This window comes from Enterobacter sp. CP102 (assembly GCF_025152625.1).
In the GTDB taxonomy this organism is placed as follows: domain Bacteria; phylum Pseudomonadota; class Gammaproteobacteria; order Enterobacterales; family Enterobacteriaceae; genus Enterobacter; species Enterobacter soli.
Window position 1 is genome coordinate 1059319 of sequence record NZ_CP104014.1, and the last position, 26165, is coordinate 1085483.

The 26165-nt window shown below is 55.0% G+C and carries 26 protein-coding genes and 1 other RNA gene; 17 read left to right on the top strand and 10 right to left on the bottom strand.

Annotated features, from left to right (window positions below):
• Window positions 1–24: 24 nt before the first annotated feature.
• Window positions 25–1725 carry an SgrR family transcriptional regulator gene (locus tag N1249_RS04950; protein ID WP_259835005.1) on the bottom strand — a complete coding sequence of 567 codons (1701 nt, stop codon included), beginning with the start codon at window positions 1723–1725 and terminating at the stop codon, window positions 25–27.
• A 102-nt stretch (window positions 1726–1827) separates the two neighbouring features.
• Between N1249_RS04950 and cof the strand changes: the two genes are divergently transcribed.
• A complete protein-coding gene (gene cof / locus N1249_RS04955) occupies window positions 1828–2646 on the top strand; it encodes an HMP-PP phosphatase (protein ID WP_259835006.1) in 819 nt (272 codons plus the stop codon).
• 40 nt (window positions 2647–2686) lie between these two features.
• Here cof and N1249_RS04960 read toward each other — a convergent pair whose 3' ends face one another.
• Window positions 2687–3733 carry a PLP-dependent cysteine synthase family protein gene (locus N1249_RS04960; protein ID WP_259835007.1) on the bottom strand — a complete coding sequence of 349 codons (1047 nt, stop codon included), beginning with the start codon at window positions 3731–3733 and terminating at the stop codon, window positions 2687–2689.
• A gap of 115 nt (window positions 3734–3848) precedes the next feature.
• Between N1249_RS04960 and N1249_RS04965 the strand changes: the two genes are divergently transcribed.
• The 5 genes from N1249_RS04965 (at window position 3849) to amtB (ending at window position 9767) form a co-directional block, all read left to right on the top strand.
• On the top strand, window positions 3849–4307 hold the full coding sequence (locus tag N1249_RS04965) for an Lrp/AsnC family transcriptional regulator (protein ID WP_008503307.1): 459 nt from the start codon (window positions 3849–3851) through the stop codon (window positions 4305–4307).
• Window positions 4308–4337: 30 nt separating this feature from the next.
• Complete coding sequence (locus N1249_RS04970) at window positions 4338–6110, top strand: SmdA family multidrug ABC transporter permease/ATP-binding protein (protein ID WP_259835008.1); 1773 nt, start codon at window positions 4338–4340, stop codon at window positions 6108–6110.
• Entirely contained in the window at window positions 6103–7884 is a 1782-nt protein-coding gene (locus N1249_RS04975; RefSeq protein ID WP_259835009.1) for a SmdB family multidrug efflux ABC transporter permease/ATP-binding protein, read from the top strand. Before N1249_RS04970 ends, N1249_RS04975 begins: the two co-directional genes overlap by 8 nt.
• Before the next feature lie 222 nt (window positions 7885–8106).
• Window positions 8107–8445 carry a P-II family nitrogen regulator gene (gene glnK / locus N1249_RS04980; RefSeq protein ID WP_008503304.1) on the top strand — a complete coding sequence of 113 codons (339 nt, stop codon included), beginning with the start codon at window positions 8107–8109 and terminating at the stop codon, window positions 8443–8445.
• 35 nt (window positions 8446–8480) lie between these two features.
• Window positions 8481–9767 (top strand): ammonium transporter AmtB, encoded by a 1287-nt coding sequence (gene amtB, locus N1249_RS04985; protein WP_014069138.1) that lies wholly within the window; start codon window positions 8481–8483, stop codon window positions 9765–9767.
• A gap of 84 nt (window positions 9768–9851) precedes the next feature.
• Here amtB and tesB read toward each other — a convergent pair whose 3' ends face one another.
• Window positions 9852–10712, bottom strand: coding sequence for an acyl-CoA thioesterase II (gene tesB, locus N1249_RS04990; RefSeq protein ID WP_259835011.1), 861 nt, complete (start codon window positions 10710–10712; stop codon window positions 9852–9854).
• A 204-nt stretch (window positions 10713–10916) separates the two neighbouring features.
• Here tesB and N1249_RS04995 point away from each other — a divergent pair, with 204 nt between their 5' ends.
• Complete coding sequence (locus tag N1249_RS04995; protein ID WP_259835013.1) at window positions 10917–11444, top strand: YbaY family lipoprotein; 528 nt, start codon at window positions 10917–10919, stop codon at window positions 11442–11444.
• A 37-nt stretch (window positions 11445–11481) separates the two neighbouring features.
• Here N1249_RS04995 and N1249_RS05000 read toward each other — a convergent pair whose 3' ends face one another.
• Window positions 11482–11817: an MGMT family protein gene (locus N1249_RS05000; protein ID WP_259835015.1), complete on the bottom strand. Its 336-nt coding sequence runs from the start codon at window positions 11815–11817 to the stop codon at window positions 11482–11484.
• A gap of 71 nt (window positions 11818–11888) precedes the next feature.
• Complete coding sequence (locus N1249_RS05005) at window positions 11889–12296, bottom strand: hypothetical protein (protein ID WP_014069142.1); 408 nt, start codon at window positions 12294–12296, stop codon at window positions 11889–11891.
• 223 nt (window positions 12297–12519) lie between these two features.
• Between N1249_RS05005 and ffs the strand changes: the two genes are divergently transcribed.
• From ffs to N1249_RS05020, 3 genes are all read left to right on the top strand, one after another.
• Window positions 12520–12616: signal recognition particle sRNA small type (gene ffs, locus N1249_RS05010), an RNA gene on the top strand.
• A 278-nt stretch (window positions 12617–12894) separates the two neighbouring features.
• Window positions 12895–13146, top strand: a complete 252-nt coding sequence (locus N1249_RS05015; protein ID WP_014069143.1) for a hypothetical protein — start codon at window positions 12895–12897, stop codon at window positions 13144–13146.
• The gene (locus N1249_RS05020; RefSeq protein WP_166717255.1) at window positions 13143–13358 is read left to right on the top strand and encodes a hypothetical protein; all 216 of its coding nucleotides are present in this window, start codon (window positions 13143–13145) and stop codon (window positions 13356–13358) included. Before N1249_RS05015 ends, N1249_RS05020 begins: the two co-directional genes overlap by 4 nt.
• Before the next feature lie 145 nt (window positions 13359–13503).
• Here N1249_RS05020 and N1249_RS05025 read toward each other — a convergent pair whose 3' ends face one another.
• Window positions 13504–14928 carry a PLP-dependent aminotransferase family protein gene (locus N1249_RS05025; RefSeq protein WP_259835017.1) on the bottom strand — a complete coding sequence of 475 codons (1425 nt, stop codon included), beginning with the start codon at window positions 14926–14928 and terminating at the stop codon, window positions 13504–13506.
• Window positions 14929–15014: 86 nt separating this feature from the next.
• Here N1249_RS05025 and N1249_RS05030 point away from each other — a divergent pair, with 86 nt between their 5' ends.
• The 3 genes from N1249_RS05030 (at window position 15015) to N1249_RS05040 (ending at window position 19970) form a co-directional block, all read left to right on the top strand.
• Complete coding sequence (locus N1249_RS05030; protein ID WP_259835018.1) at window positions 15015–15626, top strand: YitT family protein; 612 nt, start codon at window positions 15015–15017, stop codon at window positions 15624–15626.
• Between the two features lie 77 nt (window positions 15627–15703).
• The gene (locus N1249_RS05035) at window positions 15704–16774 is read left to right on the top strand and encodes a LacI family DNA-binding transcriptional regulator (RefSeq protein ID WP_259835019.1); all 1071 of its coding nucleotides are present in this window, start codon (window positions 15704–15706) and stop codon (window positions 16772–16774) included.
• Between the two features lie 103 nt (window positions 16775–16877).
• A complete protein-coding gene (locus tag N1249_RS05040) occupies window positions 16878–19970 on the top strand; it encodes a beta-galactosidase (protein WP_259835020.1) in 3093 nt (1030 codons plus the stop codon).
• Window positions 19971–20006: 36 nt separating this feature from the next.
• Here the strand turns inward: N1249_RS05040 and N1249_RS05045 are convergent, their stop codons facing one another.
• Complete coding sequence (locus N1249_RS05045; RefSeq protein ID WP_259835021.1) at window positions 20007–20828, bottom strand: nickel/cobalt efflux protein RcnA; 822 nt, start codon at window positions 20826–20828, stop codon at window positions 20007–20009.
• Between the two features lie 133 nt (window positions 20829–20961).
• On the opposite strand from N1249_RS05045, the gene N1249_RS05050 reads away from it, so the two are divergent.
• Entirely contained in the window at window positions 20962–21234 is a 273-nt protein-coding gene (locus N1249_RS05050; protein WP_259835022.1) for a metal/formaldehyde-sensitive transcriptional repressor, read from the top strand.
• A 10-nt stretch (window positions 21235–21244) separates the two neighbouring features.
• On the opposite strand, the gene N1249_RS05055 is transcribed toward N1249_RS05050, so the two are convergent.
• Window positions 21245–22804 carry an EAL domain-containing protein gene (locus N1249_RS05055; protein WP_259835023.1) on the bottom strand — a complete coding sequence of 520 codons (1560 nt, stop codon included), beginning with the start codon at window positions 22802–22804 and terminating at the stop codon, window positions 21245–21247.
• A gap of 233 nt (window positions 22805–23037) precedes the next feature.
• Between N1249_RS05055 and N1249_RS05060 the strand changes: the two genes are divergently transcribed.
• Both N1249_RS05060 and ykgO read left to right on the top strand, forming a co-directional pair.
• Complete coding sequence (locus N1249_RS05060) at window positions 23038–23298, top strand: type B 50S ribosomal protein L31 (RefSeq protein ID WP_014069152.1); 261 nt, start codon at window positions 23038–23040, stop codon at window positions 23296–23298.
• Window positions 23299–23300: 2 nt separating this feature from the next.
• A complete protein-coding gene (ykgO, locus tag N1249_RS05065) occupies window positions 23301–23441 on the top strand; it encodes a type B 50S ribosomal protein L36 (protein WP_006818844.1) in 141 nt (46 codons plus the stop codon).
• Here the strand turns inward: ykgO and N1249_RS05070 are convergent.
• A complete protein-coding gene (locus N1249_RS05070) occupies window positions 23438–24148 on the bottom strand; it encodes a GNAT family N-acetyltransferase (RefSeq protein ID WP_259835026.1) in 711 nt (236 codons plus the stop codon). The genes ykgO and N1249_RS05070 overlap by 4 nt on opposite strands.
• A 99-nt stretch (window positions 24149–24247) precedes the next feature.
• On the opposite strand from N1249_RS05070, the gene N1249_RS05075 reads away from it, so the two are divergent.
• The gene (locus tag N1249_RS05075; protein WP_259835028.1) at window positions 24248–25708 is read left to right on the top strand and encodes a PLP-dependent aminotransferase family protein; all 1461 of its coding nucleotides are present in this window, start codon (window positions 24248–24250) and stop codon (window positions 25706–25708) included.
• Here N1249_RS05075 and N1249_RS05080 read toward each other — a convergent pair.
• Complete coding sequence (locus tag N1249_RS05080; protein ID WP_259835030.1) at window positions 25680–26147, bottom strand: YlaC family protein; 468 nt, start codon at window positions 26145–26147, stop codon at window positions 25680–25682. The genes N1249_RS05075 and N1249_RS05080 overlap by 29 nt on opposite strands.
• Between the last annotated feature and the right edge of the window lie 18 nt (window positions 26148–26165).

The window sequence follows — 26165 nt, forward strand, 5'->3', positions numbered from 1 at the left end:
TGACCTCGACGGCGACCAGCTTCTTCACGATTTTGGTGCCGGCAACCAGGCCTGCGTGAAATCAAACCAGCCGCGGGTGTTCAGTTGTATACCGTTCACTCCAGGAGGGGCGCTGATTTGATACTGGTAGTTGAACAGGGGAGTCAGCACTGCGCTCTCCATTAATCCGGTGAATAACGCCTTCAGACCGATATGCCGGGCTTGCTCATCGGCCTGGGTCTGAACGGCATCCAGCGTAGCCTGCAAATGGGCAAACTGAGGGGCGCTCAGCAGATGCGGCCAGAGCGCATCGCAGCGTAGCCACTGCTCAAGCGTATATTCCGGCGCTTCGCCGATTAATCTGTCACCCATCATGATGTCCGCATCTGCAAGCCTCAGACAGCCATCCCACGTTTTGGCGTCGTGGAATATCACCGTAAGGTCACAACCGTGCTGCGCAAGATATTGTTTTAACTGACCAGCCATCGTGTGTAACTCGATGGGCAGATGGTAAATCAGGGTCAGCGTTTTCGGCAGTTGAACATCCCTGAGCTCTGGCCACTGCGGAATGCTCCATCCCGGAAGCATTTCCTGTGTTGGGGTAATCAACCCCTCATTCAGCGGCAGCGTATGCAGGAGTTCAGTGAGGTGGATGATATTGATGAGCCTTCTTGCCTGCATTTCGCTTAATCGCGGGCTCTGTTTCAGGGTGAGGTAGCAAAAGCCCAGACTGGTGCTGTTACTCACCAGACGCAGGCTGGCCAGTTCATCGGGCTCACCAATAGCGATTTGCACGGGATGACGGCAGCTTGTACCCAGCCCATAGTCAAAGAGTGTCGGTGTTATCCAGAACTCAATCGCTTTTAACAGGGGATGGCTCAGATGATATTGCTCGTGACTCTCCAGGCGAACCAGATCGGGATCATACACGGTCAGACGGAACGGCCCGCTGCCCGTCATGGCCTGTTCAGGATGCGCCAGGCGGCTGCAATACGTCGCCAGTCGGTGCGCAAGCCAGTAATCCGGCTGATGCAAAATAAAGGTCAGGCACTGGGGATGCGTCACGTCGATGCGTGAGACGCTCTGGAAAAGTTTACGCAGGGCTGGTATTGCCAGCAGTGCTGTCAGACTTTGCTGTAGCTGCACCGTTTCGACTTTATCACCGTTGTGCCAGTGCAGCGTGGAGCGGATGTAAAAATCCCAGCGCAGCCCATCGGCTGACACTTCCCAGTGGTGAGCAAGATCGCCCGTGGGTTCACTGCTGGTGCCGTTAAAACGCGTCAGCCCGGAGAACACTTGCCCTGCCAGGTGCTGCTCTGCTCGCCCGGGTAAAAAGCCCGGAACAAGGGGATCCAGGGAGCGGTAATAGGGGATCCGCAGCGTTGGCGTGTCATTTTGCCAAAGCCCGCCCAGATAAGGGTGGAGAAGCGCGCGCAAATCTTCCGGTGCAAGCTGCGCCAGTTCCAGCGCGTTATGCTGGTGCCCGCTTTTGAGCGCCTCTTCCATCATCTCATTGCGCAGCGATTCCGGTGTGGCATGAAACGTGAGAGAGCCGCGCTTACCGCGCCCGGACTGGGCCTGCCAGCTTAACCAGCCAGCCTCCTGTGCCTGGCGCAACAGTGTGCGCACATGCCGCTCACTGCAAAAACAGCGGCTGGCGAGCTCGGTTATGGTGACCTGCTGTGGCGCACCTGCTGAAGGTTGCCACAGGCGTTGATACTGGTTGAGGCGATTAAGCTGGCGCATGATAAACCCGGAACAATAATTTCCATCTATTCACTATTACTTCCGTATATCTCAGGCAATACTGATTCACAAGTTAAACGCATCACATTTTCGGGAGTAATCATGGCCAGGCTCGCTGCATTTGATATGGACGGCACGCTGTTAATGCCGGATCACCGTTTAGGCGATAAAACCCTGAACACCCTGAAGCGCCTGCATGAGCATGATATTACCCTGACCTTTGCGACAGGTCGTCATGTGCTGGAAATGCGCCATTTGCTCGGGGCCTTTTCGCTGGATGCGTTTCTGATAACCGGCAACGGGACGCGAATTCACTCCGTTGAAGGGGATGTATTGCATCGTCAGGATCTCAATCCGGAAGTGGCGGATATTGTGCTGCACAGCACCTGGGATACCCAGGCCAGCGTGCATGTCTTTAACGACGAAGGGTGGTTTACCGGGCGAGAAATACCGGAAATGCTGCACGCACATGTCTATAGCGGTTTTAAATATCAGTTAATCGATCTGCGCCGTATTCCCGCTCACACGGTGACGAAAATCTGTTTCTGCGGCGATCATGACGATCTGTGCCGTCTGCGCATTCAGCTTAATGAGACGTTAGGCAACCGCGCGCATTTGACGTTCTCGGCGGTAGATTGCCTGGAGGTGCTGCCCGTGGGCTGCAATAAAGGCTCGGCGCTGGCGGTGCTGAGCGACCATCTGGGCTTCACGATGCAGGATTGTATGGCGTTTGGCGACGCCATGAACGACCGCGAGATGCTGGGTAGCGTCGGCCGCGGTCTGATTATGGGGAATGCGATGCCGCAGCTTAAAGCGGAGCTCCCTCATCTGCCCGTTATTGGACACTGCCGTAACGAAGCCGTGTCCCACTTTTTGACTCATTGGCTGGACAAAAACAACCTCCCATATTCCCCCGAATAGTGAGACCCTTCCAGCAAGCCAGACTTCGGTCTGGCTTTTTTTATTTCAGCAGTTGAGCTATTTGTGTCTTCCAGGGGTCGATATCACCAATATTCGCCTGCACCCATTCTGCGTTGTAATAGGTATCAAGATAACGCTCGCCGCTGTCGCACAGCAGCGTAACGATAGAGCCGGTGCGACCTTCATCGCGCATCCGAGCGGCCAGTTGCAACGCACCCCACATGTTTGTGCCCGTAGAGGCCCCCACTTTGCGGCCGAGCTGTGTTTCCAGCCAGTGCGCTGTCGCAACGCTTGCCGCATCAGGTACGCGCAGCATTTCGTCAACGACATCAGGAATAAACGAGGGCTCAACGCGCGGACGGCCAATGCCTTCGATTTTGCTCCCCACCGGACTACGCAGGGCGGCATCGCGGGTCTGCCAGTAGTCGAGGAATACGGAGTTCTGCGGGTCAACCACCATCAGTTGAGTGTCGTAACCCTGGCAGCGGATGTAGCGGCCAATGGTGGCTGACGTCCCACCCGTGCCTGCGCTCATGACAACGTATGAGGGAACGGGATGAGGTTCGTGCGTCATCTGGCGGAAGATACTGTCCGCGATGTTGTTATTCCCGCGCCAGTCCGTCGCCCGCTCGGCAAAGGTGAACTGATCCATATAGTGACCATTGAGCTCGCGAGCCAGCATTTCAGAAGCGGCGTAAATTTCGCAGGCGCTTTCGACAAAGTGGCAGCGCCCGCCGTAAAACTCAATTTGCTCAATTTTGCGTTTGGCCGTGCAGTAGGGCATGACGGCAATAAACGGCAGGCCTAACAGCCGGGCAAAATAGGCTTCGGATACCGCGGTGGAGCCGGACGATGATTCAATGATCGTGGTGCCTTCTTTAATCCAGCCGTTACACAGACCGTATAAGAATAGCGAGCGGGCCAGGCGATGTTTCAGGCTGCCGGTAGGGTGGGTGCTTTCATCTTTCAGGTAGAGCTGAATGCCCGCAAATCCTGGCAGAGCGAGGCGGATTAAATGGGTATCTGCCGAGCGCTGATAGTCGGCATTGATTTCGCTGATGGCATGTTTAACCCAGGTGCTATTCATCGTGTGTATCCGTTTGTCATTTTGTGCCCAGCATAGCGAAAAGCACAGAAAAAATTGTTGCTATCTGACCTTTAAAATAGAATGAAGGGAGAAAAATTTTCTCTGCGAGGTGGGTATGCTAGATAAAATTGACCGCAAGCTTCTTTCATTGTTGCAAAGCGACTGCACCCTCTCTTTGCAGGCGCTGGCAGATGCCGTTAATCTGACCACCACACCGTGCTGGAAGCGCCTCAAAAAGCTGGAAGATGACGGCATTTTGCTGGGGCGTGTTGCACTTTTAGATCCCGAAAAACTGGGGCTTGGACTGACCGCATTTGTCCTGATAAAAACACAGCATCACAGCAGTGAATGGTATTGCCGCTTTGTCACTCAGGTCTCTGAAATGCCGGAGGTTCTCGGGTTCTGGCGCATGGCAGGGGAATATGACTATCTGATGCGTGTGCAGGTGGCCGATATGAAGCGGTACGATGATTTTTACAAGCGGCTGGTCAACAGTGTACCGGGCTTGTCGGACGTTACGTCGAGTTTCGCCATGGAACAAATAAAATACACCACAGCATTACCTATTGAATAACTTCGTAAAATACCTTCAGGAAAATACCGCGTGCGATTATTTGCCCAACTAAGCTGGTACTTTCGTCGGGAGTGGCAACGCTATCTCGGCGCAGTCTGCCTGCTTATTATCATTGCCATTCTGCAACTGATCCCGCCCAAAGTGGTGGGATATGTGGTGGATGGCGTCACCGAACAGCATTACACCACCGCACGGGTGTTGATGTGGATTGGCACGCTGGTGCTGACAGCGGTGATCGTCTATCTGCTGCGTTACGTCTGGCGCGTTCTGTTATTCGGGGCGTCTTATCAGCTCGCCGTTGAGCTGCGCGAAGATTTTTACCGCCAGCTGAGCCGTCAACATCCTGAGTTCTACCTGCGTCACCGCACCGGGGATTTAATCGCCCGCGCCACCAACGACGTTGATCGCGTGGTGTTTGCCGCCGGGGAGGGGGTGTTAACGCTGGTGGACTCCCTGGTGATGGGGTGCGCGGTACTGATTGTGATGTCGACGCAAATCAGCTGGCAGCTGACGCTGCTGGCCCTGCTGCCGATGCCGCTGATGGCGCTGGCGATCAATCGCTACGGCGAAAAACTGCATGAACGTTTCAAACTGGCGCAGGCGGCGTTTTCATCACTCAACGATCGCACCCAGGAGAGCATGACCAGTATCCGCATGATCAAAGCTTTTGGTCTGGAAGACAGACAGTCTGCGCTGTTTGCCGCCGATGCGGCGGATACCGGGGCGAAAAACATGCGGGTGGCGCGGATTGACGCACGTTTTGACCCGACGATTTATATCGCTATCGGAATGGCGAACCTGCTGGCTATCGGCGGCGGTAGCTGGATGGTGGTACACGACATGATGACGCTTGGCCAGTTAACCAGTTTCGCGATGTATCTGGGGCTGATGATCTGGCCAATGCTGGCGCTGGCCTGGATGTTTAACATTGTTGAGCGCGGCAGCGCTGCCTACAGCCGTATTCGCGCCATGCTGGCGGAAGCGCCAGTGGTTAACGACGGCAGTGAAACGGTGCCGGAAGGGCGCGGGATAATGAAAGCGGATATCGGTTCGTTTGCCTACCCGCAAACGGAACATCCGGTGCTTGAAAACGTCAATTTCACGCTGCAACCGGGGCAGATGTTGGGCGTTTGCGGCCCGACGGGTTCCGGCAAAAGCACTCTGCTTTCGCTTATCCAGCGTCACTTTGATGTGACTCAGGGCGATATTCGCTTCCACAATATCCCGCTGACACGCCTGCTGCTGGACGACTGGCGCAGCCGTCTGGCGGTGGTCAGCCAGACACCGTTTTTATTCTCTGACACAGTGGCGAATAACATTGCTCTCGGCCACCCAACGGCGACGCAGGAAGAGATTGAACATGTCGCGCGTCTTGCCAGCGTTCATGACGATATTTTGCGTCTGCCGCAGGGCTATGACACCGAAGTGGGTGAACGTGGCGTGATGCTTTCTGGCGGGCAAAAACAGCGTATTTCGATTGCCCGCGCGCTGCTGCTGAACGCTGAAATACTGATCCTGGATGATGCGCTTTCGGCAGTGGATGGCCGTACTGAACATCAGATCCTGCACAACCTGCGTCAGTGGGGCGAAGGGCGTACGGTGATCATCAGCGCGCACCGCTTGTCAGCGCTGACCGAGGCCAGTGAAATTCTGGTGATGCAACACGGGCACATCGCCCAGCGCGGGCAACACGACCAACTGACAGAACAACCCGGCTGGTATCGCGATATGTATCGTTATCAGCAGCTTGAAGCGGCACTGGATGATGCTCCGGAGCAGGATGAGGAGACCACCAATGCGTAAGCTGGGAACGATGTGGCCGACGTTAAAACGTCTGCTTTCCTATGGCTCACCGTGGCGCAAACCGTTGTCAATTGCCGTGCTTTTGCTGTGGATCGCGGCGATTGCTGAAGTGAGCGGCCCGCTGCTCATCAGTTATTTCATCGACAATATGGTGGCGAAACGCTATCTGCCGCTGGGGCTGGTGGCGGGGTTAGGCGTTGCCTACGTTGGGCTACAGCTGACGGCAGCCGGGTTGCACTATGCGCAGTCGTTGCTGTTTAACCGCGCGGCCGTCGGCGTCGTGCAGCAGTTGCGCACGGATGTGATGGATGCGGCGCTGCGCCAGCCGCTGAGCGAGTTTGATACTCAGCCTGTCGGGCAAGTTATCTCGCGGGTGACCAACGATACGGAGGTTATCCGGGATCTGTATGTCACCGTCGTGGCAACGGTGTTACGCAGTGCGGCGTTGATTGGCGCAATGCTGGTGGCGATGTTTAGCCTCGACTGGCGCATGGCGCTGGTGGCGATCACCATCTTCCCGGCAGTGCTGATTGTGATGGTTATCTATCAACGCTACAGCACGCCGATTGTTCGCCGCGTGCGTGCGTATCTGGCCGATATCAATGATGGCTTCAACGAAGTGATCAACGGCATGAGCGTCATCCAGCAGTTCCGCCAGCAGGCACGTTTTGGCGAGCGAATGGGGGAGGCCAGTCGTTCACACTACATGGCGCGAATGCAGACGCTGCGCCTGGATGGTTTCCTGTTACGTCCTTTGCTGAGTCTTTTCTCTGCTCTGGTGCTCTGCGGCTTGCTGATGCTGTTTGGTCTGACGTCGGGCGGCACCATTGAAGTGGGCGTGTTATATGCCTTTATTAGCTATCTTGGGCGTCTTAACGAACCGCTGATTGAGCTCACCACGCAGCAATCCATGCTGCAACAGGCCGTGGTTGCGGGAGAGCGCGTCTTTGAGCTTATGGACCGGCCGCGTCAGACCTACGGTGATGATGACCGTAGCCTGCAAAGCGGCGCTATTACCTTTGATAATGTCTCGTTTGCTTATCGTGATGACCGGCTTGTCCTCCAGGACGTTAGCCTTGATGTGCCATCACGCGGCTTTGTGGCGCTGGTGGGCCATACCGGCAGCGGTAAGAGTACGCTCGCCAGCTTGCTGATGGGTTACTACCCGCTCACGAAAGGGGAGATCCGCCTGGACGGGCGTCCACTGTCTACCTTGAGCCACAATGTCCTGCGTAAAGGGGTGGCAATGGTGCAGCAAGACCCGGTGGTACTGGCGGATACCTTCTACGCCAACGTCACGCTGGGCAGGCCTTATACGCATGAGCAGGTCTGGGCGGTACTGGAAACCGTGCAACTGGCAGAGCTGGCACGCGGTCTGTCCGAGGGTATCGACACCCGGCTGGGCGAACAGGGCAATAATCTCTCGGTTGGGCAAAAACAGCTGCTGGCGCTGGCGCGGGTGCTGATTGAAACGCCGCAGGTGCTTATTCTTGATGAGGCAACCGCCAGTATCGACTCCGGAACGGAGCAGGCTATCCAGCAGGCGCTGGCGGCCGTGCGTGATCATACAACGCTTGTCGTCATCGCACACCGCCTGTCAACGATTGTTGATGCCGATACTATTCTGGTGCTGCATCGCGGCCAGGCCGTTGAGCGCGGGACGCATCGCCAGCTGTTAGAGGCGAAAGGGCGTTACTGGCAGATGTACCAGTTACAGCTGGCGGGTGAAGAGCTTGCTGCCAGCGCGCGCGAAGAGGAGTCGCTCAGCGCCTGATGCACCAAAATCAGGCAACGCGCTAACACTCGCAACTGTTGGTGCAAAACTGAAACGCATCATGCACTGTCATGGTGCGTTTTTTTTCGCCACTCCGTCACTGAATGCCCTGGCGTGCTCATTGCGCCGCTTTTTCCTCCTTTTTTCAATTCTGGCACACCCCTTGCAATATCTCCTGCGTGTTAGCTGCGGCCATTACCGAATTCTGACTGGAGGGGATTTATGAAGCTGGTTACGGTTGTAATCAAACCATTCAAACTTGAAGACGTTCGTGAAGCATTGTCTTCCATGGGTATTCAGGGACTGACTGTCACCGAAGTGAAAGGCTTTGGTCGTCAGAAAGGTCATGCCGAGCTTTATCGTGGGGCGGAATACAGCGTTAACTTCCTGCCTAAAGTGAAGATTGATGTCGCAATCGCTGACGATCAGCTTGATGAAGTGATTGATGTCATTAGCAAAGCGGCCTACACCGGCAAAATTGGCGACGGCAAAATTTTCGTTGCCGAGTTGCAGCGCGTGATTCGTATCCGTACGGGCGAATCTGACGAAGCGGCATTGTAAGTAACTCCTGGCACACAGTGATAGGGATCGAGAAAATGAAGATAGCAACAATCAAAACGGGTCTGGGTTCGCTGGCACTGCTGCCAGGCCTGGCAATGGCTGCCCCCGCGGTGGCAGACAAAGCCGATAACGCTTTTATGATGATCTGCACCGCGCTGGTGCTGTTCATGACTATCCCGGGCATTGCGTTGTTCTACGGCGGCCTGATCCGCGGTAAAAACGTCCTCTCCATGCTGACGCAGGTTGCCGTGACGTTCGCACTGGTGTGCGTCCTGTGGGTGGTCTACGGTTACTCGCTGGCCTTCGGCGAAGGCAACGCCTTCTTCGGCAACCTCAACTGGGCGATGCTGAAAAATATCGAACTGACCGCGCTGATGGGCAGCTTCTATCAGTACATCCATGTCGCTTTCCAGGGGTCGTTCGCCTGTATTACCGTCGGGCTGATTGTTGGTGCACTGGCTGAACGTATTCGTTTCTCTGCGGTGCTGATCTTTGTGGTGGTCTGGCTGACGCTCTCCTACGTGCCGATTGCGCATATGGTGTGGGGCGGTGGTCTGCTGGCGACGCACGGTGCGCTGGACTTCGCAGGCGGTACTGTTGTGCACATTAACGCCGCGGTGGCGGGCCTGGTTGGTGCATACCTGATTGGTAAACGTGTGGGCTTTGGCAAAGAAGCCTTCAAACCACACAACCTGCCAATGGTGTTTACCGGTACGGCTATCCTCTACTTTGGCTGGTTCGGTTTCAACGCCGGTTCAGCAAGTGCTGCGAACGAAATTGCTGCGCTGGCCTTCGTGAATACCGTTATTGCCACGGCGGGCGCTATCCTCTCCTGGGTATTTGGCGAGTGGGCCGTTCGCGGTAAACCTTCTCTGCTGGGTGCATGTTCTGGTGCGATCGCCGGTCTGGTTGGTATCACCCCTGCGTGTGGTTATGTAGGTGTAGGCGGCGCGCTGCTTATCGGTCTGGTTGCGGGGCTGGCTGGCCTGTGGGGTGTGACTGCGCTGAAACGTGTTCTGCGCGTTGACGACCCTTGCGATGTGTTCGGCGTGCACGGCGTGTGCGGCATCATCGGTTGTATCATGACCGGTATCTTCGCGGCGAAATCGCTGGGTGGAGTGGGTTATGCAGAAGGTGTCACCATGGTTCACCAGGTGCTGGTACAGCTGGAAAGTATCGCTATCACCGTTGTCTGGTCTGCCGTTGTGGCCTTTATCGGCTACAAACTGGCTGACATGACCGTCGGTCTGCGTGTTCCGGAAGAACAGGAACGCGAAGGTCTGGACGTCAACAGCCACGGCGAGAATGCGTATAACGCCTGATAAACAGCAAAACGGCAACCTCAGGTTGCCGTTTTTAATGTTTGTACCCTCTCCCGGTGGGGGAAGGCATCAGGCCGCACAACATTACCCCCGATTTCGCATTACCCCTTCCTGCACCGTCGATGCCACCAGAACGCCATCCTGAGTATAAAACTCGCCGCGTACAAACCCGCGAGCGCTGGATGCTGACGTACTTTCCACGCTGTAGAGCAACCAGTCATTCATATCGAATGGTCGGTGGAACCACATGGAGTGGTCAATCGTCGCAACCTGCATCCCTTTTTCCAGGAACCCAACGCCGTGCGGTTGCAGGGCAACCGGCAGGAAGTTGAAGTCTGATGCGTAACCCAGCAGATACTGATGGACGCGGAAATCCTCCGGCACAGTACCGTTGGCGCGGATCCACACCTGACGCTTTGGCTCAGCAACGTGGCCTTTCATCGGGTTATGGAACTCGACAGGGCGAATTTCCAGCGGCTTATCGCACAGGAATTTCTCTTTCACCTGCGGTGGCAGCAGGTGTGCCAGCGCACGCGCGATATCGGTTTCTGATTTAAGCTCTTCCGGCGATGGGGATGGCGGCATCACTTTCTGATGCTCATAACCCGGTTCAGGCGCCTGGAAAGAGGCCGTCATATAAAAGATAGGTTTGCCATTCTGAATGGCGGCCACGCGGCGGGCACTAAAGCTGTTGCCGTCACGCAGCACTTCAACGTCATAAACAATCGGTTTGGCGCTGTCGCCAGGGCGTAAGAAGTAGCTGTGAAAAGAGTGCACCAGACGGTCTGCCGGGACGGTCTCTTTAGCGGCATACAATGCCTGTCCAACGACTTGCCCGCCGAAGACCTGGCGTAAGCCCAAATCTTCGCTCTGTCCACGAAAGAGTCCTTCCTCAATTTTTTCCAGGTTCAGTAATGTCAGCAGATTGTTCAGTGCCTGACTCATAGTTGTCCTCAATAAAACGCCGTGGCGAAAGATAAGCAGAGTATAACGCAGATTTGAAAGTGGTCCGATGGGTAGAATAATCTGAATATCGGGCTGAAATTAGGCATTAATCAGTGATTTGTGCCACACTTGTTACGTTATCTAAATGTTAACGACATCGGGTGGGATCGATCCCGCTGGTGCATTGATGATAAGGAGACTTCAATGAAACTCGTGCACATAGTAAGTGGTTTAGCGATAGCGGTGGCATTGACGGCCTGCGCAGGTAAGCACGCCAATACCCAGGCGCCAGCGCCGGATCCAAATACTGTTGACACGCTTTCACAGCAGACCTCTCAGCAGCCTAACGTTTCTGGTACGGTATGGATCCGTCAGAAAGTGGCTTTACCGCCAGACGCTGTGTTAACGGTCACCCTTTCGGATGCCTCCCTGGCTGATGCACCTGCCAAAGTGCTGTCGCAAAGAGCGGTGCGTACCATCGGTAAACAGGCTCCGTTTAGCTTCGTGTTGCCGTACAACCCGGCTGAGATCCAGCCTAATGCGCGGATATTGCTGAGTGCAGCAGTTACCGTTGACGGTAAACTGATGTTTATCACGGATACGGTTCAGGAAGTGATTAACCACGGTGGGACAAAAGCCGATCTGAATCTGGTTGCGGTACAGCAGACAGAAGTTCCTGTTTCAGCGCAGCCGCCAGTTGCCGCTGAGCCACCTGCCTCAATCCAGCAGTAATGACCTATGCCCTCTTCCTGGTGAAGAGGGCTGCTTTCTAGTACACCCAGCGATATTTCTCTAAATCGATTTTCCCGCCCCCCGACACCTGTACGCCTTCAGCGAGCAATGCCTGACGCTGGCGCTGTAAATCCGGGCCTGTCAGTGAGATGGTTCCGTGACGGTTCACCACCCGGTGCCAGGGCAGGGTGCTGCCTTCCGGTAACCGTTTCAACACGCCGCCGACTTGACGTGCCGCGCGGGGTGAGCCTGCCAGCCGGGCGACATCTCCGTAAGTGGTTACGTAGCCTTCGGGAATAGAGGCGACAATCTGCCAGACTCTGACAGGGAATGAGTCAGGTAACGGTTCGGGAATCGAATCGAAAGCGTCCATTGTGTTTACCAGACAAGAAAAACCACAGGATAAGCGACCCCTGGCAGATTGTGAAGGCGCAATGACCTTGCTCAGGAGGGCTGCTGGACGGTGAATTCCAGCGCCAGGCCGATCACTTTTGTGCTGCTTGCCGCGGGCTGTTCACGCATTGCCACCAGGCTTTCGAGAAACTTCAGTTTCCTTGCCTGGGTATTAATGATGAGTTTGGCACGCAGGTCGGGCAGGGCCTGAGAACAGATTGGATAAATCACCCGCCCGGAAACGGCGACAGGAATTCTGCGCAGATTGACGTAACGCACCACGCCGACGGTGGAATAGAGCACGGCAACAGGCGTGACAAAAAGCATCGGCTGTTCGCTGATGGTCACGAAATCCAGCAGCAGTTCAGGACGCAGGTAATTCAGCCCCTTGTGGTGAAGGGTTACGCCATCGATGGCTGGCATAGCGAGCGTCAGTGTCTGGGGTAATGTGCTAATCATGGATGTGCCCTGCATAAATGAAACGCATTCGAACAGTGTGGCAGAGGTGAGCTAATTTACTGCGAAGAGACTCTCAATCTGTACTTCTCTGGCTGTTACCTGCCTTAAGTTGCATCACGGTTGTGCAATAAACCGTCATCCGAATGCCAGCGGCTTGCAATTGCCGGGCAGCACAGGGATAATGCGCCAGCGCGTTGGTTAACAACGCTCTCAATGGGGGCTCTGTTGGTTCTCCCGCAACGCTACTCTGTTCACCAGGTCAGGTCCGGAAGGAAGCAGCCAGGGCAGACGACGTGTGTGCCGGGATGTAGCTGGCAGGGCCCCCACCCATTTCTGCTCTCCTCAGATTTTACCGAACCTCTTTCGTATCCCAAACCTTGTGCTTGTTGCCTAATTCCACAGGAATTAAAGGTATTTAATTCAATATGTAATATATCATTCATCCAACTGAAATATTATTGTCATAAACATGTAATAATAGACTGCCATTTTATATTCGGGTGTCTTTTTTCTGTCATAAGTAAAAAATATAAATCTGGATTACATTGTTAACTTCGTGTATTAAATAAAGAACTTATTCCGAAGGGAAGTGACAATCATGGCTACTGCGGTATTAAACGTTAAGATTGATGAAGCGCTAAAAGAAAGACTTCGCCACTACGCAGAAGTAAATAATGAGAATTTAAGCGTGACCACAGAGAAACTGCTACAGCTGGCATTTGAAGCGGTAGAAGAGGTGGGAGTATCGGAAGAGGATATTGATAATCAGCATACGGAAGAAGAGAGTGTAACTCCTTTTACTCCTAAAGAAATCAAGGCTCTACGTAAACTTCTGAAGAAGAGAAAATGAAACAACAACTGTCAACTGCCAATGACTACAAAGAGGCCTGCGATTTGTTGCGTTCAGGCTATGTGAAGCATGTGCGTCTTGGCTGGAATGTAGGTAGTGATGAGTTCTTTCGGATTGCGTCTGACTGGTGTGATACCGGCGCAAAAATAAAGAAAGAAGGAGAAAGCTTCGTTATTTCTCTTAAGGGTTTCCCTATTCCTCCTCAGCACTAAGTACCATTCTGTGAAAACTGCTGACTGCATTCATTTCAGTCAGCAGTTTTTATTCTTAATTTCGCTGTGAAATTATCTGTGATAATAATCACGGGTTATTATGTAATCAGCGTAAATTTCAACCCCAGATTTAATCTTCATCACATTAAACAATGCTCCTTTTGATGGCTGGGGCCGCGGTTTTATTTAATGCCGTCCACAGCGGCTTGATTCTCATCAGCGCGCTCTCAAGCTCTGCCGGGTCAAGTGTAAAGGGCATACGTAAATAGCGGTCAAACGCCCCCGACAGGCCAAAGCGTGTTCCGGTACCCAGATTGATCCCCAGCGTTTCTGCCCGTGCGGCAAGCTGTGTTGCCTGCATCCCTGGTAGCTCCACCCAGTAAGAAAGCCCGCCTTCCGCGTCGTGGAAAGTCCACTCCGGGAAATGTTCGCGCAGCAGTTCACTGCACCGCTTACGGCGTTCGGCCAGCATTTGCCGCCGGGCAGGCAAAAACGAATCGCTGTTTTCGATAAGCCACAGTGTTGCCAGCTGTTCCAGCACCGGTGAACCCAAATCCAGGGTATCACGGGTCTGGGCGAGGGTAGCAATGGTGCGCGATGACGCGCGGATCCAGCCCAGACGCAGGCCACCCCAGAAACTTTTTCCTGCCGAGCCCAGGGTGATGACCGTCGCCTCCGGGTTAAACGATGCCAGCGGCGGGGGCGGTGGAGAATCAAACCAGAGATCCACCATGGTTTCATCGACCACCAGCGTGGTGCGGGTCTGTGCGGCAATGTCGGTTATCGCTTTGCGGGTCGGGATGTCCATACAGCGCCCTGTCGGGTTATGGAAATCCGGCATCAGGTAGGCAAGGCGTGGCGCAGTTTGCGCAAGCGTTGCGGCAAAACCGTCGGTATCCCAGCCCGTTTGTGGCAAGGAGACGCCAACCGGCCGACAAAGCGCCCCCTGGATAGCGGCGATGGCCAGCGGGTAGGTTGGGTGATCCACCACAACGCGGTCGCCGGGGCCCGTCATCATGCGTAATACCAGCGCGAAGGCACTGACCGCGCCGTTGACAACCATCACTTCGTCTGCCCGGGTCGCCAGCCCGCGTGCGGTATAGCGTGCGGCAATGGCTTCCCGCAGGGCCAGTAATCCGGACTGATCGTAACCCGTGAGCGAAAGATACTGCGTAATGGCCGATAGCGCGTATGTATAGGCCTGGTGAATTTCCGGCCCGGCGTTGAGTGCCGCGGTGGAAAGATCCAGGGCTACGCTTGCCGCTGAAAGGGTCGGTACGGCCCGGGAATCCGGCAGGATCACGCGTGAACCGCTGCCATGACGGCTCTCCAGATAGCCCTCATCACGCAGGCGGGCTAATGCGGTACTGATGGTCGTACGGCTGACGTCCAGCGCAGAGGCCAGTTCGCGCTCGCCCGGCAAACGGGTGTTAAGCGCCAGTCGACCATCAAGAATAAGCAGGCGTAAGGCATCTGCCAGCTGTCGCCAGAGCGGTGTGCGGGATGTGGTTTGCTGCCAGTGGCCTAATAAGCGTACCAGTGACTGACTACCAAAACGACGAGATGACATATGCAGTCCACTATTTGAAAACTGGACATTAATCATAAGACCATTTTGGCCGAAGATGAAAGCCTGGTTCTTCGGAGAAGATAAAAATGTTACGTCGTCTGGTACAACTTTATGTCGGATTAGGGCTGTATGGCCTTTCAACCGCAATGTTTATTCGTTCCGATCTGGGTGTCGATCCGTGGGACGTCTTTCACCTCGGGGTAGCTATACAGCTGGGTATGAGCATTGGCACGGTGATTATTTTAACCGGTGCCGCGGTGTTGCTGCTCTGGGTTCCGCTGCGCCAGTGGCCTGGGCTTGGCACGATAAGTAACGTCATTTGTATTGGCCTGGCTGCCGATGCGACGATGGCGCTGATCCCTGAGCTGACCTCACTGCCCCTGCGTGTCGCGATGATGGTGGCGGGCATTGTGGTTAATGCGATAGCGACGGGGATGTATATTGGCGCCGGTTTTGGGCCTGGCCCGCGCGATGGCCTGATGACAGGCATTCATGCCCGGCTGGGCTGGTCCATCCGCAGTGTGCGTACGTCCATCGAGGTATCGGTGTTACTGATTGGTATTCTGCTGGGCGGGTCGTTCGGTGTCGGTACGGTGCTGTATGCATTAACCATTGGCCCGCTGATCCAGATCTGCCTGCCGTGGTTTCGCCAGAAGCCGCAGGTGCAAAAGATACCTCAGCCTGAGCAAGTTGTTTAATTATGCGAAGCGCTCACAAGTATTAACAGCCCGGCTGTGCCAGAATAGCGGCATCTCTTGTCGCGATGTCAGAATGCATGAAAGCTATCACTCTTTATGACGTAGCCCTCCTTGCAGGGGTTTCTTATCAGACCGTTTCCCGCGTGATTAATGATGCGGAGCATGTCTCCGCCCGCACGCGGGAAAAGGTGCAGCAGGCCATGGCGGAACTGAACTACGTACCTAACCGTGGCGCACAACAGCTGGCGGGTAAACGCACCCGCACGCTGGGTCTGATTACAACCGACCTGGCACTTCACGCCCCTTCGCAAATTGCTTCTGCGGTAAAAACCCGCGCGGTGGAGAAGGGGGCGAGTGTGCTGATTTCTATGGTGGAACACCCACAGCGCTGCCAGGCCGCCGTGCAGGAACTCCTGGCGCAACGTGTTGACGGGCTGCTGGTGAACGTGCCGCTGGAAGACACAGAAGCCGAGCAACTCAGGGCATTGGCATCACCCGTGCCGGTGCTGTTTTTGGATGTTTCACCCTCGGCGCAGGTTAATAGCCTGGTCTTTGACGCAGCCCAGGGAGCACAGCTGGGGGCTGAACATCTTATCTCGTTGGGCCATCAGCGTATTGCCCTGCTGAATGGGCCTGAAAGCTCAGTCTCTGCCAGAGCCCGCCGGGTCGGGTGGCTGGCGTCCCTGACGCAGGCCGGGCTTGAACCTGCCGGCGTAGCATTCGGTGACTGGAGTGCCGCCTCCGGCTACGAAAAGGGTCATCAGCTTATATCGGGCCCGGCGCTGCCGGAAGCTATTCTGGTGGCGAACGATCAGATGGCGTTAGGGGTGATGCGCGCCTGTGCGGAAAAAGGCATTGCTGTACCCGGGCAGATCTCCGTTGTGGGTTTTGATGACACAACCGATAGCGCATGGTTCTCTCCGCCCCTGACCACGGTTCGCCAGGCGTTTCGTGAGGCGGGTGAGCGCAGCGTTGAGTGGCTGCTGACCGCGTATTCCGGCAACGAATGCTGGCAAACACAACTTCCGGTGACCCTTATTACCCGTCACTCCAGCGCCCGCCGTACGTCACAGCAGGCCGATCGTGAAGATCTGGCCCGGCAGCTGAAAACCCTGGCACTGCTGGCTGAACAATTAGCACGCGAATAGGACTTTTGTGATCTGACTCGCTTCGCCGCGATCGGACGCTTTACCGCAAGGTTTTGCCAGGGCATGTTGACATAAATTGTGAGCGCTTCGCATAGAGGGTAATATGTCAAACACATCGCCGCTGACACTCAGCGCACTTCTGGCTCGTCGGGACTGGGAAAATCCTGGTGTTACACAGTGGAACCGGCTGGCGGCCCATGCGCCGTTTCACAGCTGGCGTGATGAACAACACGCCAGAGATGAGCGGAAAGCCCTGAGTAAGCGTTCTCTTAACGGGGAGTGGCGTTTCAACTTTTATGCCGCGCCAGAGCGTGTTCCACAAGAATGGGTAGATGAAGACTGCGACGACGCTGTTCCGATGCCCGTGCCGTCTAACTGGCAGATGCAGGGCTTTGATACCCCAATCTATACCAACGTCACTTATCCTTTTGCCGTTAACCCGCCCTTTGTCCCGCAAGAAAATCCTACCGGTTGTTACTCGCTCACATTTGAGATGGACGATGCATGGCTGTTGAGCGGGCAAACCCGAATTATCTTTGATGGAGTGAATTCAGCTTTTCATCTGTGGTGTAACGGCCACTGGATTGGCTATTCCCAGGACAGCCGTCTGCCTGCTGAATTTGATCTCTCGACAGTGCTTCGTCCGGGCCTGAACCGCGTGGCAGTCATGGTGCTGCGCTGGTGTGACGGGAGCTATCTTGAAGATCAGGACATGTGGCGGATGAGCGGTATCTTCCGCGATGTGTCGTTGCTGCATAAACCGGAAACGCAGATTGCGGATTACCACGTTGTCACCGAGTTAAATACCGAATTAGATCGGGCGGCGCTCAGGGTGGACCTGGCGCTTGCCGGAAGCCAATACGCTGAGTATGAGGTGGCGCTTACCCTGTGGCGAAACGGTGAGCCGTGCGCCAGGGCAACCCGGCGTCCAGGCTCAGAGATTGTCGATGAGCGCGGCAACTGGGCCGAGCGCTTAACGGTGTCGATGCCTGTTGAGGTGCCTGAATTATGGAGCGCAGAAATTCCGGCGCTTTATCGCCTGACGATTGCATTGAAGGATGCACAGGGGCGGGTCATCGAGTGCGAGGCCTGTGACGTGGGCTTTCGTCGTGTAGAGATAAGCAACGGCCTGCTTAAACTCAATGGCAAACCGCTACTGATCCGCGGCGCTAACCGTCATGAACATCACCCGGAAAATGGGCAGGTGATGGATGAAGCCACCATGCGCCGTGACATCGAGTTGCTGAAGCAGCACAATTTTAACGCGGTGCGCTGCTCGCATTATCCCAACCATCCGCTGTGGTACACGCTTTGCGATCGCTACGGCCTGTACGTGGTAGATGAAGCCAACATTGAAACGCACGGCATGGTGCCGATGAGCCGTCTGGCTGACGATCCGCGCTGGTTGCCCGCCATGAGCGAGCGCGTCACCCGCATGGTGCTGCGCGACCGTAATCATCCGTCGATTATCATCTGGTCGCTCGGAAACGAATCCGGCCACGGCGCTAACCACGATGCGCTCTATCGCTGGCTGAAAACCACCGATCCGACCCGTCCGGTGCAATACGAAGGCGGTGGTGCAAATACCGCTGCAACCGATATTGTGTGCCCGATGTATGCGCGCGTTGATCAGGACCAGCCGTTCCCGGCCGTACCGAAATGGTCAATCAAGAAATGGATCGGGATGCCGGATGAAACGCGTCCGCTGATCTTGTGCGAATACGCTCATGCTATGGGCAACAGCTTTGGCGGCTTTGCAAAATACTGGCAGGCGTTTCGCAGCCATCCGCGTTTGCAGGGCGGGTTCGTCTGGGACTGGGTTGACCAGGCGCTGACGAAGAAAGACGAAAACGGCAATTCGTTCTGGGCGTATGGCGGTGATTTTGGTGATAAACCGAATGACCGACAGTTTTGCCTGAACGGGCTGGTGTTCCCTGACCGCACGCCACATCCGGCACTGTATGAAGCCCAGCGTGCGCAGCAATTTTTCACCTTTAGCCTGGTAAGTACCTCGCCACTGGTGATTGAGATTAAAAGTGACTACCTGTTCCGCAGCACCGATAACGAACAGCTGAAATGGACGATCATCCGGGAAGGGAATGTGCTGGGTGCGGGCGACATCACTCTGAACATGGCTCCGCAGGGGACACAGCGTGTAGAGATCGCACGGCCGGAGCTACAGGCTGCGCCGGGCGACGTCTGGCTGAATGTGGAGGTGTACCAGTCGCAAAGCACGCCGTGGTCGTCAGCAAACCATCGCTGCGCCTGGGAGCAGTGGCCGCTACCTGTACCACTGTATATTGCGCCAGCCCCGCAGCCGGGCGTGACGCCGTTGTTAACGGTGAAAGAGACGGTGCTGGAAATTACCCATCAGCAGCAGCGCTGGCACTTTGACCGCGTTTCAGGGGATCTGACGCAGTGGTGGAATGAGGGCGCCGAAACCCTGCTTTCCCCGTTAAGGGATAACTTTACCCGTGCGCCGCTGGATAATGATATTGGCGTGAGTGAGGCAACCCGCATTGATCCTAATGCCTGGGTCGAGCGCTGGAAAGCGGCGGGCATGTACGACGTGTCCGCCCGGTTATTACAGTGTGACAGTGAGCAGCATAGCAGCGATGTTGTTGTCAGCACGCTTCATGCCTGGGAACACCAGGGCAAAACGCTGTTCCTCAGCCGCAAAACCTGGCGGGTCGATAGCAATGGAGTATTGCACGGTGATGTGCGGGTGCTGGTTGCATCTGATATTCCGGAGCCAGCGCGTATCGGGCTGGATTGTCAGCTTGCCCAAACGCCTGAAACCGTGAGCTGGCAGGGACTTGGGCCGCACGAAAACTACCCGGACCGAAAACTGGCGGCGCAACAGGGACGCTGGGCGTTACCGCTTGAGGCCATGCAAACGCCTTACATTTTCCCGACGGAGAATGGCCTGCGTTGCGATACCTATGCGCTTGAATTTGGCGCTCATCAGTTCGCCGGGGATTTCCACTTCTCGTTGAGCCGCTATAGCCAGCAGCAGCTGCGTGATACCACACATCAGCATCTGCTGAGGGAAGAGCCGGGTTGCTGGTTAAATCTGGATGCCTTCCATATGGGCGTGGGGGGGGATGATTCGTGGAGTCCGAGCGTGTCGCCAGAATTTATCCTGCAAAAACGCCAGTTGCACTACACCTTTAGCTGGCAGCAAAAGACGCAGTAACGCAAAAGAGGCGGCCACGTTTTGTGGCCGCCTGTCTCAGGCGAGGATCCCGGTTAACCCGTGGATGCTCATATAAATTCCCACTACCGTTATCAGTGCCGCTGAGATCCACGGCGCTTTTCGAGAAAACTCACTGAATCCCGGCCAGCGTTTGGTGGCATGTTTAAGGCTCAGGGCGGCAATGGCGCCTGAGGCAACCAGAGTTAATGCCAGACCAATACTGAAACTCAACACCAGCGTGGCTCCCAGCGCGAAATGCTTCAGTTGCAGGCAGATCAGCAGCACCGTAATGGAGGCCGGGCAGGGGATGAGTCCACCGGTCAACCCGAACATGGCTATTTGCCCTGTGGTGACAGTCTGTCCCTTAAAGCGACGGTTAATGTCCTGGGCATGTGCGCGCTGGTGGGCGTCTTGCCACTCTTCATCAACCAGTTGATGTGAATGATCGTGGTGATCATGGTCATGGTCATGGTCATGATGGTGATCGTGATGATGTTCATGGTGGTGATCGTGTGGCTGGCTCTCTTTCCAGGTTCGCCATGCCATCCATAGCGCGATCAGAATAATCATCACGCCTGAAATCAGCTGGAACCAGGGCTCAGAGGTATTTGCATCCCAGCCACGGCCAAACCATAGACCTGCCATCGCAATGATCCAGACCACCGCCGTATGGGAAAACGTTGCCGCCAGCCCCAGCAGGATCGCCTGTTTCAGCGTACCGCGGATCGCCACAATAAATGCGGCCATCATCGTTTTTGAGTGCCCAGGTTCAAGGCCATGCAAAGCACCCAGCAGAATTGCGCTCGGCACAAACAGCCACGCGTTGCCTTGTTGCAGGAGCGAAGTGAAATCGTTCATTAAGAATACCGGGGAAGAAAATGTGCTCTGATACTACTCCCCCCCAGTAGTCTAATACTACCCCCCAGTAGAAAAATACTCAGGGGGAGTAGAGCATGTTATGCTTCAGTGGCAAAAAATGAGGGAGAGTGAGATGTCGCATACGGTTCGCCACAAGAAGATGTTATTGACCCGCCTGAAGAAAATTCAGGGGCAAAGTTCCGCGCTGGAAAAAATGCTCAACAGCGATCATGAGTGCGCTGAGGTGCTTCAGCAGCTGGCGGCGATCCGCGGCGCGGTGAATGGCATGATGATGCAGGTGATCGAAGGGCACTTAACCGATCACGTGGTTAAAGAGCCCGAAGAGGAGCAGCGCGAAGCCGATCTTGGCGTGGTTTTGCAGGTGATGAAATCCTATCTCAAATAGAGATTGCGCCTTATGTGTGTGCGAGGTTGTTTTCCGCCCAGAGTATAAATTCCAGTTTTGGGAGTGCCTTACTGTAATACCATCCCTGCCCGTACTGCACGCCGTGGCTGCGCAGCCACGTGAGCTGCCCCAGCGTTTCAATACCTTCCGCCACCATCGCCAGATTAAGAGATTTCGCCATTTCAATGATATGCGGCGTCACGTTTTTGTACTCCAGCGCATCGACGAAGGATTTATCAATTTTGAGCGTATCGACATCCAGATCCTGAAGATAGCTGAGGCTGGAATAGCCGGTTCCAAAATCGTCAATATAAATCGCGTGCCCGGAACGGCGGAATGCCGCAATGGCCGGTGCGCTGATTTTCGGATCGGCAAAGCCGCGCTCGGTCAGTTCAAGGGCAATTTGCTGCGGGTGAACCCGCCACTGGTTCAACAGCCGGCTTAACAGTGGCGGCAGCTTACCGGACGTCAAATCGGCGGGGGCCAGGTTAACAGAGATATGCTGGCCGGGATGCTGCTGTAACCAGCTTCCCATATCCTCGAAAACTTTCTCGAAAACCAGCTGGGTTAATTGCGAAATAAGCCCGGTCTGCTCGGCCAGCGGTACAAAAATATCGGGTGAAAGGTGGCTTCCGTCCGGCTGCGGCCAGCGCGTCAGCGCCTCGGCACCCACCAGTTTCCCACTGCCTAAAGCGATAATCGGCTGATAGTGAACGACAAATTCACGGCTGTTAATGGCATCAAGCAGGCGATTTCTCGGTGACTGGATCCGGCGCAAGATACGCAGAACAAAAAGCGCGGCGATAAGGCTCACCAGAATGCCAAAAGGCAGCCAGAACAGAAGCTGCTGATGCCAGCTTTCATCGAGTGGTTTTAGCGTGGCCCAGGCGACAATGGTAAAGCCCAGATCGGGGACCGGTTTCGTGACGTACATTGCGCCCTTGTATTGCAGATGTGTCACCTCCCTGTTTTCCAGGAGCTCACGGACGTGGGGATCAAGCGTGCTGCTGCTGGCAAAAATGCTGTTGCTGGCAAGGCCAATCAGGGCGGCATCAACAGGGAGTGCGCCAAAAGGAATCACATCGACCAGCGAGGCAGGGTCGACCATCACCAGGTAATGCCCGTGTCCCAGCGCGGCCATGTAGCGATTAAATCCGAGATCGTTTTGCGGCGTCAGCCAGGCGTTGTAGCCATCAGCGGTGATCCGCATCGGCGGCGGGAACGAAGAGGCGTTACTGGCTTGCTCAAGGGAAGAGCATAGCGGTTTCAGGTTATCGAGATACATCACTTCCTGAATGTAGCGCGCAGAGAACGCCACCCGGCGCATTTCGCGCATTTGCAGCGGGCTACAGGGAACACCTTCGAAACTCTCTAGCTGCTTCAGCGCATCCTTGGCCTGCTGAACAACCCTTTCCGTGCGGATCAGCACGCGTGATGAATAGCGGTCCAGCGCGTCGATAAATTCATGTTCCGCCTGGCGGTGAGCCAGCCAGACGCTAAGACAAATGGGAACGAGCACGGAAAAGATCAGAATACCGGTCACCAGGCTGACCAAATGTCGGGTTCTCATGCTGCTGTTTCCTTTCTCAGATGCCCGCTTCCGGGACACAGAGTCTGCTCGCCATAGGAGAAATATTTTATCGCGAAATGATATAGTTATAGCACGTGATGGGGATGGATTTCAGTCCAGTGAAGGTGAATCAGAAAAAAACAATGGCAGGATGACGCATTGTACAGGGTTGTTTTTGCAGCATGACTCGGATAGTATTTTGTTATGTTATAACAAAACATGAAAGGTCTACGATGAAACCAAATATCCACCCAGCCTATCGCACCGTCGTTTTCCACGACACCAGTGCCAATGAATATTTTAAAGTCGGTTCGACTATCAAAACCGATCGCGAAATTGAACTCGACGGTGAAACATTCCCGTATATCACCATCGAGGTATCGTCAAAATCGCATCCGTATTACACCGGTAAGCAGAAGTCATTCTCAACCGAAGGCAGTGCGGCACGTTTCCGCCAGCGCTTTGGTGGCTTTCTTAACGCCAAACGAGGCTAATCATGCAGGTACTTAACTCACTACGCAGTGCAAAACAGCGTCATCCCGATTGCCAGATAGTCAAACGCAAAGGGCGTCTGTACGTCATTTGTAAGTCCAATCCGCGTTTTAAAGCGGTGCAGGGACGTAAGAAAAAACGCTAAAAACGTGTTTCGCGCCAATTTTCCAGGGATCTTATCTGCTTGCCATCGGCCGTAAAATTGTCGGTGGCAAGCCAGTTCTGAAAAGCACAGTCCAGGGCCTGCCACTCTTTATCAAGGATGGAAAACCAGTCGGTATCCCGGTTATGGCCTTTTACCACCAGCGCCTGACGAAAACGCCCTTCATACTGGAACCCCAGACGCAGCGCGGCGCGTCGTGAGGGTTCGTTCAGGCTATTGCACTTCCACTCGTAACGGCGGTATCCCAGCTCGTCAAACACGTAACGCATCAGCAGGTATTGCGCTTCTGTGGATAACGGTGAGCGGCTCATGAGCAGTGAAAAATGCACATGCCCGACTTCCACCACTCCATGCTTAGGATCAATGCGCATCAGGGCCAGAGAGCCCACCGGCGACTGCGTTTGGTTGTCGATGACGGCGAAATGAATCGGGTCGGATAACTCACATACGCTGGCAATCCACTGAGAATATTCAGCAACCGTTGTATCCGGTTCACGTAATAGCCAGGTCCAGCTGCGGGTGTCTTCAGCCTGCTGATAGGCGGCAAACAGCGCCACGGCGTGCTCCACACACAGCGGCTCAAGGCGGCAGTAACGGCCATTAAGTACCACTCTGGCCGGATGCTGGCGTGGCTGCCAGTCGACAAGTTCTTCCCCGATGGGTTGCCCAAACTGATTGAATGTATTCATGTTAATTCCCGTGGCGGTGTAAAGACATTCAGGTTATGGAATAACTGGTTCCTTAAAAAGAACCACCAGGATATGTTTTGTTGGTACCACGGAGGAAAGATGAATATACCCGGCGATGAATTTTATACCCTGATCCTGGATACGCTGAAAAAGCGCGGAGCAGAAACGTTGCAACGCGCGCTCTACCTCGCTTTGCGGGAGGCTATTTTGCACGGACGGTTGCAGGCGGAATCGCGATTGCCCGGCTCTCGTGTCATCGCGCAGCAGCTCGGGCTTTCACGCAACACGGTGAATGCCGCGCTGGAGCAGCTTACGCTTGAAGGCTATTTGCTGCGAAACCGCCAGGGTACGCGGGTAGCGCTGCTGGCAAAGCGTAATATTGCCCATCCTTCACCCGAGCCTGCCGTCACGCTCGCAAAACGCGTTTTATTATTGCCTGCGCCTACGCCACGGGGAACGCCGGTTCCTGCATTTACTCCGGGAACGCCCGCCATTAACTATTTTCCACTGCCATTATGGCGGCGTTTATACGACAGGGTACTGCGGGAAGAGGGCAGTGCCCTGTTGGGCTATGGCGACCCCGCAGGGGAGCTGTCCCTGCGCGAGGCCATTGCCCGACACCTTGCGTTATCGCGCGGGATCACCTGCGATGCCAGCCAGATTGTCATCACCGAAGGCGCGCTCGAAGGCGTTAACCTGTGCACGTTGCTCCTGAGCGAACCCGGGGATATCGCCTGGATTGAAGATCCCGGCTATGCAGGGGCAAAAAGCGCATTCGCCAAAACGGGACTTACGATGGTCGGGATGCCCGTTGATGATGAAGGAATGCGCTGGGAGGGGCAGCGTTCAGACGCTCCCTCACTCATTTTTACTTCACCTTCACACCAGTTTCCTTATGGCAGTGTACTCAGCGCCCGTCGGCGTCTGGCGCTGCTGGAGCTGGCTCAGGCGCAAAAGGCGTGGATTGTGGAAGATGACTATGACAGTGAATTTCGCTACACCGGTGAGCCGGTTCCGGCTATGTCAGGCATGATAAAGCACGCGCCGGTGGTTTATCTGGGTACCTTCAGCAAAACGCTTTTTCCCTCACTTCGTATTGGCTTTATGGTGTTGCCGCCTGCGCTTGCGAAGGCGGCGCTGCCGGCAATTGGCGCATTACTGCGTGGCGGGCATCGCGCGGAACAGCGCACGCTGGCGTTGTTTATTGAAGAGGGACATTACGCGCGACACCTTGCGGCAATGCGTCGACTTTATCGTAAACGGTACAGGCAGCTACGTGAGGCACTAAGCGCAGAGCTTCATGTTGAACACCGGGTTCTGGCCGGTGAGGGCGGAATGCATCTGACGGTGGCTATTGACGGGATTGATGATAAAGCCATTGTGCAGCAGGCAAGAGCTTTTCAGCTGGCACCTGCTGCATTGAGTGGATACTACCTTGATACCAATCAGGGGCAAACCGGCCTGGTATTAGGGTACGGTAATACCTCCGCTTCTCAGTTCATGTCCGGTATCCGGCGTTTACAACACCTGATTACGCTGCAACAGGGCGGGACAGCGTAAAGACATCGTAGAACGAGAGTTCACCTTTGGTGGCGACCATTTTTTGCAGCTTCTCTTTTTGCCCGGCGTTTACATCGGGTGAGTGGAGAATGCTGTCGATGAGCTCAGAGGGCACAAAGCGGGTGTTGTACCATTCGCCGTTATAACAGACGCGAAAATCGAGTACGTCGATATCTTCGTAACGATAACGAGGATTAACGTCGAAGAAGAAGAACGCGTTAAACACCACAAACAACACAACCAGAAGCCAGACCGAATCCACCAGGGTTTCAGAACGCAGCATCACAATCAGCGTGGCAAGCCAGGCGGCGTACATCGCAACAAACAGACCAGGATGTTTACGAATAAAGCTAATGCTAAAGCGCGGGCGATTGTCACGCTTTTCGCGAATGTTCAGGTCGTCGATGGTGGCGGTGAGCAGGCGCTGTATCTCTGTCATTTTTTGCCTTCATGAATT